We start from the raw sequence: 11,858 nt of genomic DNA, 5'->3' as shown, positions 1-11,858 counted from the left end.
CCCCACCCGCGCAGTCCCAGAGTCGCGAACTCACGGGACGCACTCAAGAAGGTAGGGCCGTATGACCGCCGTGACGACGATCCGGACGCCCACCGTCGCCGCGTCCTCCCGGGGCCCGCGCGGACTGCTCTGGGCACTGCTGCGGGTGCACCGCTCGGCCCTGTGGTTCTGGGTGCTGCTGGTCGCCTTCGGCGCGGGAGCCCTGCTGTGGGCCCAGGGTCCGGGGGCGGACGCCGCCTGGGCCGCGTTCCGGAAGATGGGGTGCGACTCGGGGCAGCCGGTCCTGGGCTGCGACGACATCGGTGCCGCCTACGACCGGTACGACACCGCCAGTGGCCTCGGCGCCGGAGTGCTCGGCCTCGCCCCCTTCCTCACCGCGGCCTGGGCGGGCGGCGCGCTCATCGGGCGCGAACTGGAGAACGGCACGGCCCAGCTGGCGTGGACGCAGTCGGTCTCCCCGGCCCGCTGGCTGGCCGCCAAGCTCGCCGTGCCCGCCGCGCTGCTCGTCACCGGCACCCTCGCGCTCACGCTGCTGCACCGCATGCTGTGGTCCACGGACGGACAGCTGCGCCTGGCGATGGGCTCACGGGACTGGTACCAGACCACCACCTTCGAGGCCAACGGCACCCTCGCCACCGCGTACGTCCTCCTCGGCCTCGCCGTCGGCGTCCTCGCCGGTCTGCTCCAGCGCCGGGCGCTGCCCGCGCTCGGCCTGGCGGTGGCGGGCCTTGCCCTCCTGATGACCGCGCTCGGCACCCTGCGCCCGTACCTGTGGCCCGCCGAGACACTGACCGCCAAGGACGGCTACCCGGAGTACATCGGCATGGTCATGGACGAGGGCGCGCTCGCCTCGACCGGCGCCCGCGTCCCGGACCCGATCTGCGTCGACGACGCCAAGTGCCTGGCCGAGCACGACATCGTCGGCTTCTACCGCGACTACCACCCCTCCGCCCACTTCTGGCCGCTTCAGCTGATGGAGACGGGCATCACCCTCGCCCTCGCGGCCCTGGCGGTCCTGATCTCCTTCCGGCTGCTCAAGCGCCGTACCGGAGCCGCCGTATGACCGCCACCCTCACCGCGCCCCGGACCGCCGCCACGGCACCCGGCACCCATGGCCTGACCTGGACCGTTCTGCGGGTGCACCGCACCGCGCTGATCTTCTGGGGGCTCGCGGTGACGGCCGCCACGGTCGCGCTGATCTGGATGTACGTCATCGGCGACGAGGCCCGCAGCGGCATGAGCCCCTGCGCCGAGCCGGCCGCCGTCGACGGTCTGCCCTCCTGCGCGTCGGTGCAGGCGATCACCGCCGACGACACCTACCGGACGGTCCTTCAGCTGGTCGCCGCAAGCCTGTCGTACGCGATCTTTCCCGTGGCCGCCTGGGCGGGCGGCGCGCTCATCGGGCGCGAACTGGAGAGCGGCACCGCGCGGCTGGCCTGGACCCAGTCGGTGAGCCCGGCGCGCTGGCTGGCCGCCCAGCTCGCCGTGCCGGCCGTCCTGATCACCGCCGGCTGCGGCACGGTCGTCCTCCTGAGCCTGTGGGCGCGAGGGGACGACGACCCCAACCTGGTCGGCGACTGGTACTACCCGGACGTCTTCCTCTCGACCGGCCCCACCGCCGTCGCCCACCCCCTCGCGGGTCTCGCCCTCGGCGCGCTCACCGGCCTGCTGCTGCGCCGGACCCTGCCCGCCGCCGGGGCGGGCCTCGCGGTCGCGCTCGTGCTGTACAACGTGTTGGAACGGCTCCGCGAGGACCTCTGGCCCAAGGCCACCCGCACCGCGACCGGCGAGCTCGAACTGCCGCGTTCCGCGTTCGTGGCGGACTGGGACGCGTCCATCACCGACGGTGTCCGGCACGTCCGGGCGACGTACCACCCGCCGTCACACTTCTGGCCGCTGCAGTACGTCGAGACCGGCCTTCTCCTCGCCCTGGCCGCCGCCGCGACCCTGGCCGCCTTCGCCGTGCTGCGCCGCCGCACCCCCTGAAGGCTCACCGCACGTCCCTCCACGGGGGGAGGGACGTGCCGTCCGGACACTTGTCCGGACACGTAGACGTCCGCGAGCCGCCCCCCGCTATCCCACACGCCATGTCTCCGTAACCATTGGTTCAGACGGACTTGCGACGCTCAGCCAATGACCGCCGCCGTGCCAGATCCTTCGCTTCCCGCACAGGGGGGCGCGAGGAACGGGGACGCACGACGCCTCCCCGCGACGCTCCCGCCCGCGCTTTCCGACGCGCCCATCGGGCTCGATGCGCGGAACAATGGGCATATGAGCCAGTCCTCCAACGCCCAGGCCAAGGTCCAGCACGCGCAGCCCTCAGTAGGGTCCATCGCGGCACACCGCCCGCACACGGTCACCTCGGCGGTCGTCTCCGATCTGGAACCCGACATCGACGCCGACCTCGACGCGTACGAGGTCACCGAGGTCGAAGGTGTCCAGCTGCCCCAGGGCCGGTTCCTGGACCGGGAGCGCAGCTGGCTCGCGTTCAACGAGCGTGTCCTCGAACTCGCCGAGGATCCGAACACCCCGCTTTTGGAGCGGGCGAACTTCCTCGCGATCTTCGCCAGCAACCTGGACGAGTTCTTCATGGTCCGCGTGGCCGGACTGAAGCGCCGTATCGCGACCGGTGTCGCCACCCGGTCCGCGTCCGGCCTCCAGCCCCGCGAGGTGCTGGAGATGATCTGGGCCCGCAGCCGTGAGCTGATGGCCCGGCACGCCGCCTGCTACCACGAGGACGTCGCCCCCGCGCTCGCGGAGGAGAGCATCCACCTGGTCCGCTGGAACGAGCTGACCGAGAAGGAGCAGGCCCGCCTCTTCACGCTGTTCCGGCACCAGATCTTCCCGGTGCTGACGCCGCTGGCGGTCGACCCGGCGCACCCCTTCCCGTACATCTCCGGGCTCTCCCTGAACCTGGCCGTGCGCGTACGGAACCCCGTCACCGGCACGCCGCACTTCGCCCGTGTGAAGGTGCCGCCGCTGCTGTCCCGCTTCCTGGAGGCCTCCCCCGGCCGGTTCGTGCCGCTGGAGGACGTGATCGCCGCGCATCTGGAGGAGCTGTTCCCGGGCATGGAGGTCCTGGAGCACCACGCCTTCCGGGTCACCCGCAACGAGGACCTGGAGGTCGAGGAGGACGACGCCGAGAACCTCCTCCAGGCGCTGGAGAAGGAGCTCATGCGGCGCCGCTTCGGGCCGCCGGTGCGCCTGGAGGTCGAGGAGAACATCAACCAGGAGGTCCTGGACCTGCTGGTGCGCGAGCTGAAGATCAGCGAGGCCGAGGTCTACCCGCTCACCGGCCCCCTGGACCTCACCGGCCTCTTCCGCATCGCCTCCATCGACCGGCCCGAGCTGAAGTACCCGAAGTTCGTCGCGGGCACCCATCGCGATCTCGCCGAGGTCGAGTCGGCTTCCGCGCCGGACATCTTCGCGGCCCTGCGCAACCGGGACGTCCTCCTCCACCACCCCTACGACTCCTTCTCCACCTCCGTGCAGGCGTTCCTGGAGCAGGCGGCCGACGACCCGGACGTCCTCGCGATCAAGCAGACCCTGTACCGCACCTCCGGCGACTCCCCCATAGTCAACGCGCTCATCGACGCCGCCGAGGCCGGCAAGCAGGTCCTGGTGCTGGTCGAGATCAAGGCCCGCTTCGACGAGCACGCCAACATCAAGTGGGCGCGCAAGCTGGAGGAGGCCGGCTGCCATGTCGTCTACGGCCTCGTCGGCCTGAAGACGCACTGCAAGCTGTCGCTGGTGGTCCGCCAGGAGGGCGAGACCCTGCGCCGCTACAGCCATGTCGGCACGGGCAACTACCACCCGAAGACGGCGCGGCTGTACGAGGACCTGGGCCTGCTGACCGCGGACCCGCAGGTCGGCGCGGACCTGTCCGACCTGTTCAACCGCCTGTCCGGCTACTCGCGCCGGGAAACGTACCGGCGCCTGCTGGTGGCCCCCAAGTCGCTGCGCGACGGGCTGATCGCGCGGATCAACAAGGAGGTCCAGCACCACCGTGCCGGACGTCCCGCCTACATCCGCATCAAGGTCAACTCCATAGTCGACGAGGCGATCATCGACGCCTGCTACGGCGCGTCCCAGGCGGGCGTGCCGGTCGACATCTGGGTCCGCGGCATCTGCGCGATCCGCCCGGGCGTGACCGGACTGTCGGAGAACATCCGCGTCCGTTCGGTCCTCGGCCGCTTCCTCGAGCACTCCCGGGTCTTCGGCTTCGGCAACGGCGGCGAACCCGAGGTGTGGATCGGCAGCGCCGACATGATGCACCGCAACCTAGACCGCCGTATCGAAGCCCTGGTCAGGGTCACCGACCCGGCCCACCGCGCCGCGTTGAACCGGCTCCTGGAGACCGGTATGTCGGACACCACCGCGTCCTGGCATCTGGGCTCGGACGGCGAGTGGACGCGGCACGCGACGGACGCGGAGGGCCAGCCCCTGCGCAACGTCCAGGAGATGCTCATAGACGCCCGGAGGCGCCGGCGTGGCACAGCAACACCTTGATCCGACGGACCCCACGGCCGGGGCTGTGTCCGGGGACGCCCTCGCGGGCTACCTGCGCGCCCAGGCCACGGAGTTCCTGCGAGCCCTGCGCCTGCACCGGGAGACCGGCGGCGACGGAGGTGCCCCGACGCGAACCAAGGCGCGCGCCGGGGAGAACGGCTCGCAGGAGTCCGTCGACGCGGCACGGGCCCTGCGCCGCTCGGCCCGCCGTATCAGCGCCAGCCTGCACACGTTCCGGCCGCTGCTGGACGCCGACTGGTCGGAGGCGATCCGCCCCGAACTGGCCTGGCTGTCCGGCACGCTGGCGATGGAGCACGCGTACGCGGCCCGGCTGGAGCGCCTGCTGCTGGCGCTGCACCGGCTGTCGGGCGCGGCGGTGCTGCCGGCGCAGCCGGGTGCCCTCGGCATGCCCGGCGCGGCGGCGGACGGGCCCGCCGGCGGCCATGTCGCGGGGGCTACGGCCGCCCCGCAGAAGGCCGCGGCCGGCGACACCGGTCCCCCGACCCACCCGGCGGCCGGCCCGGAGCGCGGCAACCTCACGGTGGGCGCCGCCAAAGCGGGCGCCCTGCTGGAGCGCCAGCTGACCCTGGCCCGGACCCGGGCGCACAGCACCGCCCTCCAGGCCCTCGGCTCCTCCCGCTTCCACGCCGTCGCCGACAGCATCGCCGTACTGGCCAGCGAGGTCCCGCTCACCCCGGCCGCGGCCACCGCCGACCTGCGCGCTCTCGCGGGCGCGGCCGAGGAGCGGCTCACCGACGCGGTGGCGGCGCTGCCGCTGGTGACCGCGGGCAGCCCCTACAACGCCGAGGCCCTGATCCACGGCCTCTCCCCGGACCCGGCCCCGCATCCGCAGGACGCGCCCTGGCACCAGGTCCGCCTGCTGCTGCGGCTGCACCGCTATGCCCGTGAGGTCCTCCACGGCGACTCCGCGCAGGTGGACGTACGGCTGCTGACGGCCGGCCAGTCCCTGAACCGGCACCGCGACGCCTCCGAGGCGGCGGCCGCCGCGGCCCAGGCCGCGCGCACCCCGCGTATCGCCCCCGCGACGGCGTACGCCCTCGGCGTGCTGCACGCCGACCAGCGGCACGAGGTGGAGGCCGCGCGCTTCGCGTTCCAGCAGTGCTGGCAGATGCAGACGGTGGGCACGCCCTAGCGACCCTGAGGCACGCCCTGGGAACCCCTGAACCACAGGTGACCCCGAAGGAGGCAACCCCCCGGTGACTCCCGCCGACGACCTCACTGTCCATGCGGCCGGATGCGTCCTGTGGCGCCGTTCGCCGGTAGGCGGTGAGCTGGAGATATGCCTGGTCCACCGACCGAAGTACGACGACTGGTCGCATCCGAAGGGCAAGTTGAAACGCGGCGAGGACCCCCTCGCGGGGGCGCTGCGCGAGGTGCTGGAGGAGACGGGGCACTCCGCCGAGCCCGGCGCCGAGCTGCCGACGATGCGCTATCCGGCCAACGGCCGGCCCAAGGAGGTCCGCTACTGGGCGGCCGAGGCGGGCCCCGGTGTTTTCACCCCCAACACGGAGGTGGACCGGGTGCTCTGGCTCGCCCCGCCGGCGGCCCGGGGGCGGCTGACCCAACCGAGGGACCGCGCCCTGGTGGACGCCCTCTTGCAGGCGCTCCGGCTGACATAGTCCGAATCAACCGCGACAAAGTCTCGGAATACACCCGTGTCCTCAACGTAAGCGTTCCGTTACCTCACCCAGCCGTACCCAGGGGTTCACCCCTCGTTCATTTACGCCCTTCGGCGCCTTCACCTGTTCTGCCTAATTTCGGCCGTGCAAGATGACGGGCCGCACTCGGATAGACGCGTCCGCATCGCCCATTCTTCGCACGCCGCCGAATTCAGGACGGCGGCTCCTGGAAGGAACTCCCTCAAGTGAAGCTTCAGCGCAAGAACCGGCGCGTCCTCGCTCTCGGCGCTCTCGCCGTCTCCGGCGCCCTGGCCCTCACGGCGTGCGGCTCCGATGACACCAGCAACGGCGGCGACGCGTCCGCGAGCGCTCCCGCGGCCGGCAGCGTCGACTGCGGCGACGCCAGCGGCCAGCTCCAGGCGTCCGGCTCGTCCGCGCAGAAGAACGCGATCGACGCATGGGTCAAGCAGTTCACCGCTGCCTGCAAGAGCGTTCAGCTCAACTACAACCCGACCGGTTCCGGTGCCGGTGTCACCGCCTTCCTCCAGGGCCAGACCGCGTTCGCCGGTTCTGACTCCGCCCTGAAGCCGGAGGAGATCACCGAGTCCAAGAAGATCTGCTCCGGCGGCCAGGCCATCGACCTGCCCATGGTCGGCGGCCCGATCGCGGTCGGCTTCAACGTCCCGGGCGTGGACAGCCTCGTCCTCGACGCCTCCACGCTGGCCAAGATCTTCGACAGCAAGATCACCAACTGGAACGACAAGGCCATCGCGGCGCTGAACCCCGACGCGAAGCTGCCCGACCTCAAGATCCAGCCGTTCCACCGCTCGGACGAGTCCGGCACCACGGACAACTTCACCAAGTACCTGATCGCCGCTTCCCCGAACGACTGGAAGTACGAGGGCGGCAAGTCGTGGCAGGCCAAGGGCGGCCAGTCCGCCTCGGGCTCCTCCGGCCTGGCCCAGCAGGTCTCGCAGACCTCGGGCTCGATCGGCTACTTCGAGCTCTCCTACGCCAAGGACATCAAGACGGTCGACGTCAAGACCGAGGCCGCCGAGCCGGTCAAGGCCTCCACTGAGAACGCGTCCAAGGCCATCGCCGCCGCCAAGGTCGTCGGCACCGGCAAGGACATGGCGCTGGAGCTCGACTACACGCCGTCCGCCGCCGGCGCCTACCCGATCACCCTGGTCACCTACGAGATCGTCTGTGACAAGGGCAACAAGGCGGAGACCCTCCCCGCCACCAAGTCCTTCCTGAACTACATCGCCTCCGAGGACGGCCAGGGTCTGCTGGCCGAGGCGGGCTACGCCCCGCTGCCCACGGAGATCGCCACCAAGGTCCGCGAGACCATCTCGGGCCTGAGCTGACCTGAGTGCGGCCCGCTTCCCCGGGAGCGGGCCGCATCGTCCGGTGCACCGCCGCCAGGAGCCTCCCCTCACCGGGCGGCTCCGCCGTGAGCCGCCCCGCCCGGTGGCTCCGCAGACCGGAGAACTCCATGGACATATCAACGAAGACCGACACAGTTCCCCCCGCACCGCAGCCGTCCCCGACCGAGCAGAAGCGCGCCGCCCGTGGCGCCACCCGTCCCGGTGACCGCGTCTTCCTCGCGCTCTCCCGTGGCTCCGGCATCTTCCTGCTCGTCCTGATGGCTGCCATCGCCCTCTTCCTGAGCCTTCGCGCCGCCAGCGCGATCAGCAAGGACGAGGCCAACTTCTTCACGACCTTCGAGTGGAACCCCACCGGCATCCCGCCGCAGTTCGGCATCGCCGTCCTGGCCTTCGGCACCATCGTGTCGTCGATCATCGCGCTCGCCATCGCGGTTCCCATCTCGCTCGGCATCGCGCTGTTCATCACGCACTACGCCCCGCGCAAGCTCGGCGGCCCCATCGCGTACGTGATCGACCTGCTCGCCGCCGTGCCCTCCATCGTCTACGGCCTGTGGGGCGTCCTCGTCCTCGTGCCGCACCTGGGCGGTCTGTACGGCTGGCTGGACGAATACCTCGGCTGGACCGGCATCTTCGAGTGGCAGGGCGGGGCACCGCGCGCGATGTTCAGCGTCGGCATCCTGCTCGCGATCATGATCCTGCCGATCATCACCAACGTGAGCCGCGAGATCTTCCGCCAGGTGCCGCAGATGCACGAGGAGGCGGCCCTGGCTCTCGGCGCCACGCGCTGGGAGGTCATCCGCATGTCGGTGCTGCCCTACGGCCGCTCCGGCATCATCTCCGCCTCGATGCTCGGCCTCGGCCGTGCGCTCGGCGAGACGATGGCCGTCGCCATGGTCCTGTCGCCGAGCTTCGACATCAACGCCAGCCTGCTCGACCCGGGCGGCGGCACGTTCGCCCAGAACATCGCCAGCAAGTTCAACGAGGCGACCGAGAACGGCCGTGACGCGCTCATCGCCTCCGGTCTGGTCCTGTTCGTCATCACGCTGCTGGTCAACGGCACCGCCCGCCTCATCATCGAGCGGCGCAAGGAGTTCTCGGGGGCCAACGCATGAGCCACGCATCTGTTTCCGACAAGCGCCCCAGCACCCTCAAGGGCGCGACGCTGCCCAAGTGGTTCCCCTGGGCGGTCGCCGCGGGCTCCCTGGCCCTCGGCTACGGCATCAGCGCGGCCGCCGGCCTTGACAGCAGCATCCAGTGGGCCCTGATCGCCGCGCTGCTGTTCATCCTCGGCTCGTACGGCATCTCCGCGAGCGTGGAGGGCCGCCGGCAGGCCAAGGACCGCACCGCCACCAGCCTGATCTTCGTGGCGTTCCTGCTCGCCGCCATACCGCTGGTCTCGATCATCTACGAGACCATCAAGCGCGGTGTGAAGGTCCTCGACGGCTACTTCCTGAGCCACTCGATGGGTCTGGTCTCCGACACCGAGCCCGGCGGCGGTATCTACCACGCCCTCCTCGGCACCCTGGAACAGGTCGGCATCGCCACCGTGATCTCCGTGCCGATCGGTGTGCTCACCGCCATCTACCTGGTCGAGTACGGCCGCGGCAAGCTCGCCAAGGCCATCACCTTCTTCGTCGACGTCATGACGGGCATCCCGTCGATCGTCGCGGGTCTGTTCATCCTCAGCCTCTGGATCATCATCCTGGACATGGGCTACTCCGGCTTCGCCGGCTCGATGGCCCTGTGCATCCTGATGCTGCCGGTGGTCGTCCGCTCCACCGAGGAAATGCTCAAGCTCGTCCCGAACGAGCTGCGCGAGGCCTCGCTGGCGCTGGGCGTGCCCAAGTGGCGCACCATCCTCAAGGTGGTTCTGCCGACGTCCATCGGCGGTATCACCACCGGTGTGATGCTCGCGATCGCGCGTATCACCGGCGAGACCGCTCCGCTGCTGCTGCTGGTGTGGGTGACCAACTTCATCAACACCAACCCGTTCAAGGACCCGCAGGGGTCGCTGCCGGTCTACATCTACCTGCAGTTCCAGAACAGTGGCGGTCAGGGTGCGGCCTACGACCGCGCCTGGGCGGCGGCACTGGTGCTCATCGCCTTCATCATGATCCTCAACCTGGTGGCCCGCGGTATCGCCCGCTGGAAGGCCCCCAAGACCGGTCGCTGACGCGACCAATGAGTTGAACAGTCAGCGACTCGGATTCGAAAGAAGCAGTGATTCACATGGCCAAGCGCATTGATGTCAGCGGCCTCAACGCCTACTACGGCTCCTTCCTGGCCGTCGAGGACATCTCGATGACCGTCGAGCCCCGCTCCGTGACGGCCTTCATCGGCCCGTCCGGCTGCGGCAAGTCCACCTTCCTGCGCACGCTCAACCGCATGCACGAGGTCACGCCCGGCGGCCGCGTCGAGGGCAAGGTCCTGCTCGACGACGAGAACCTCTACGGCGCAGGCATCGACCCGGTGGCCGTGCGTCGCGAGGTCGGCATGGTCTTCCAGCGCCCGAACCCGTTCCCCACGATGTCCGTGTACGACAACGTCGCGGCCGGCCTGAAGCTGAACGGCAAGTTCAAGAAGTCGCAGCTGGACGACATCGTCGAGAAGTCCCTCAAGGGCGCCAACCTCTGGAACGAGGTCAAGGACCGCCTGAACAAGCCGGGCTCCGGCCTCTCCGGCGGTCAGCAGCAGCGGCTGTGCATCGCCCGCGCGATCGCGGTCGAGCCGAACGTCCTGCTGATGGACGAGCCCTGCTCGGCCCTCGACCCGATCTCGACGCTCGCGATCGAGGACCTGATCGGTGAGCTGAAGGAGCGCTTCACGATCGTCATCGTGACGCACAACATGCAGCAGGCGGCGCGCGTCTCCGACCGCACGGCCTTCTTCAACCTGGCGGCCGTCGGCCAGCCCGGCAAGCTGATCGAGATAGACGACACGGAGCGCATCTTCTCCAACCCGTCGGTCCAGGCCACGGAGGACTACATCTCCGGCCGCTTCGGCTGATCCGCCGCCCTCGGGCGACACGAACCCCTCGCGGTGCTGCATGGCGGTGCCACCGCGAGGCAGATAAAGGGCCCGCCCCCTGGCTCCCAGGGGGCGGGCCCGCGTCTTTCGGCGTCCCTCACCCCTGCAGATGCCCCTTGGCGTCATCCCGCGCCAGGCTCCGCGCCCGTCTCGCCGGGCCCCGCCAGCCGCAGGTGCAGTGAGCCGAACAGAACGGGCCCTTCTCCACCATCGACATGCGGTGATCGGAGAGGCTGCCCTGTCGGGAAGGAGAGTTCGGTCCGTCCTGCTGCGCCACAGGGACAACGTTACCCAAGGCAAGTAAGCCCACGCCTGCCGCGTGCGTGACGGGGGCACCTACTCGTCGTTAACCGGAACGACAGGGGGCCCGTGACGGACGTACCGGCTGGGGGTAGGCAGGCGATGACGGAGCGGCAGCAGCACAGAAGACATGGGGCGGGCGTTGCGGCTGGGGTCTTGTGCGTCTGCCTCGCCGGCAGCGGATGCGCACAGACCGGGGCCGCCGCCGAGGACGCACACGGCGAGGGCGCGGTACAGGTCGTCCGCGGCGCCGCCGACACCCTCGCCGGGACCCGCAGTTCCAAGGCCCGTACGTCGATGGAGATGGCCACCGGCGGCACCCGCGTCACCATCCGCGGCGAGGGCGTCTACGACTTCCGCAGGCAGCTGGGACGGCTGAAGGTCCTGCTCCCGCAGGACCCCGCGGGCGCCACCGCGCACCGGCCGATCACGGAGCTCCTCGCGCCCGGGGCCCTGTTCATGAAGAACCGCGGCGCCGGAGTGCCCGCCGACAAGTGGGTGCGCGTCGACACCCGGTCCCTGTCCGACGGCAATCTCGTGACCGGCGGGGCCACCGACCCGTTCGCCGCCGCCGAGGTGCTGCGGGGGGCGCGGACAGCGACGTACGTGGGCGAGGAGGAGGTCGCCGGCATCCCGGTGCGGCACTACCGGGGCACCGCTGACCTGGGCATTGCCGCGCGAAAGGCGTCCGACGGAAACGCCGAGGCCCTGGCCGCGGCGGCGAAAGGGTTCGCCACGGATCAGGTCCCGTTCGACGTCTTCCTCGACGAGGACGGGCGGATCCGCAAGGTCAGACATCGCTTCAGCTTCGTCAACGGACAGCAGCAGGACGCCGTCGCCGTCGCCTCGACCACCTTGCTGTACGACTTCGGGGCCCCGGTCGACGTACGGTTGCCCGACCGCGACGACATCTACGCCGGCAAGATCGCCGAGTAGTGGGGGTCGGTGCGTGCGCGCGTGACGGGCGTCAAGAACTAGCCCGTCCGTGCCATGC

General features: G+C 70.4%; 11 protein-coding genes. 10 read left to right on the top strand and 1 reads right to left on the bottom strand.

Translation table 11 applies throughout. From position 1 onward, the window contains the following. Positions 1–61 precede the first annotated feature (61 nt). The 9 genes from ACFPQ9_RS36395 to pstB all read left to right on the top strand — a co-directional run bounded on the left by ACFPQ9_RS36395 (position 62) and on the right by pstB (position 10,543). Positions 62–1,063 carry a DUF2339 domain-containing protein gene (locus ACFPQ9_RS36395; protein ID WP_380863006.1) on the top strand — a complete coding sequence of 334 codons (1,002 nt, stop codon included), beginning with the start codon at positions 62–64 and terminating at the stop codon, positions 1,061–1,063. Next, positions 1,060–1,986, top strand: coding sequence for a hypothetical protein (locus ACFPQ9_RS36390; protein WP_380863004.1), 927 nt, complete (start codon positions 1,060–1,062; stop codon positions 1,984–1,986). The genes ACFPQ9_RS36395 and ACFPQ9_RS36390 overlap by 4 nt, the downstream gene beginning before the upstream one ends. Before the next feature lie 285 nt (positions 1,987–2,271). Next, positions 2,272–4,509 carry an RNA degradosome polyphosphate kinase gene (locus tag ACFPQ9_RS36385; protein ID WP_380863002.1) on the top strand — a complete coding sequence of 746 codons (2,238 nt, stop codon included), beginning with the start codon at positions 2,272–2,274 and terminating at the stop codon, positions 4,507–4,509. Continuing rightward, complete coding sequence (locus tag ACFPQ9_RS36380; protein ID WP_380863000.1) at positions 4,490–5,662, top strand: CHAD domain-containing protein; 1,173 nt, start codon at positions 4,490–4,492, stop codon at positions 5,660–5,662. The genes ACFPQ9_RS36385 and ACFPQ9_RS36380 overlap by 20 nt, the downstream gene beginning before the upstream one ends. Positions 5,663–5,726: 64 nt before the next feature. Beyond that, positions 5,727–6,149, top strand: a complete 423-nt coding sequence (locus ACFPQ9_RS36375; protein WP_380862998.1) for an NUDIX hydrolase — start codon at positions 5,727–5,729, stop codon at positions 6,147–6,149. A gap of 245 nt (positions 6,150–6,394) precedes the next feature. After that, on the top strand, positions 6,395–7,516 hold the full coding sequence (pstS, locus tag ACFPQ9_RS36370; protein WP_380862996.1) for a phosphate ABC transporter substrate-binding protein PstS: 1,122 nt from the start codon (positions 6,395–6,397) through the stop codon (positions 7,514–7,516). Between the two features lie 128 nt (positions 7,517–7,644). After that, a complete protein-coding gene (gene pstC, locus ACFPQ9_RS36365; RefSeq protein ID WP_380862994.1) occupies positions 7,645–8,649 on the top strand; it encodes a phosphate ABC transporter permease subunit PstC in 1,005 nt (334 codons plus the stop codon). After that, entirely contained in the window at positions 8,646–9,710 is a 1,065-nt protein-coding gene (gene pstA / locus ACFPQ9_RS36360) for a phosphate ABC transporter permease PstA (RefSeq protein ID WP_380862992.1), read from the top strand. The genes pstC and pstA overlap by 4 nt, the downstream gene beginning before the upstream one ends. A gap of 56 nt (positions 9,711–9,766) precedes the next feature. After that, positions 9,767–10,543, top strand: coding sequence for a phosphate ABC transporter ATP-binding protein PstB (gene pstB / locus ACFPQ9_RS36355; protein ID WP_380862989.1), 777 nt, complete (start codon positions 9,767–9,769; stop codon positions 10,541–10,543). Between the two features lie 118 nt (positions 10,544–10,661). On the opposite strand, the gene ACFPQ9_RS36350 is transcribed toward pstB, so the two are convergent. Continuing rightward, positions 10,662–10,841, bottom strand: coding sequence for a hypothetical protein (locus ACFPQ9_RS36350; protein WP_380862987.1), 180 nt, complete (start codon positions 10,839–10,841; stop codon positions 10,662–10,664). A 125-nt stretch (positions 10,842–10,966) separates the two neighbouring features. On the opposite strand from ACFPQ9_RS36350, the gene ACFPQ9_RS36345 reads away from it, so the two are divergent. Beyond that, a complete protein-coding gene (locus ACFPQ9_RS36345) occupies positions 10,967–11,800 on the top strand; it encodes an SCO4651 family lipoprotein (protein ID WP_380862985.1) in 834 nt (277 codons plus the stop codon). Positions 11,801–11,858: the final 58 nt, after the last annotated feature.

Source organism: Streptomyces coerulescens (assembly GCF_042657965.1).
In the GTDB taxonomy this organism is placed as follows: domain Bacteria; phylum Actinomycetota; class Actinomycetes; order Streptomycetales; family Streptomycetaceae; genus Streptomyces; species Streptomyces coerulescens.
The sequence above is the reverse complement of the archived record's forward strand: the minus strand, read 5'-3'. Positions and strand labels throughout refer to the sequence as shown.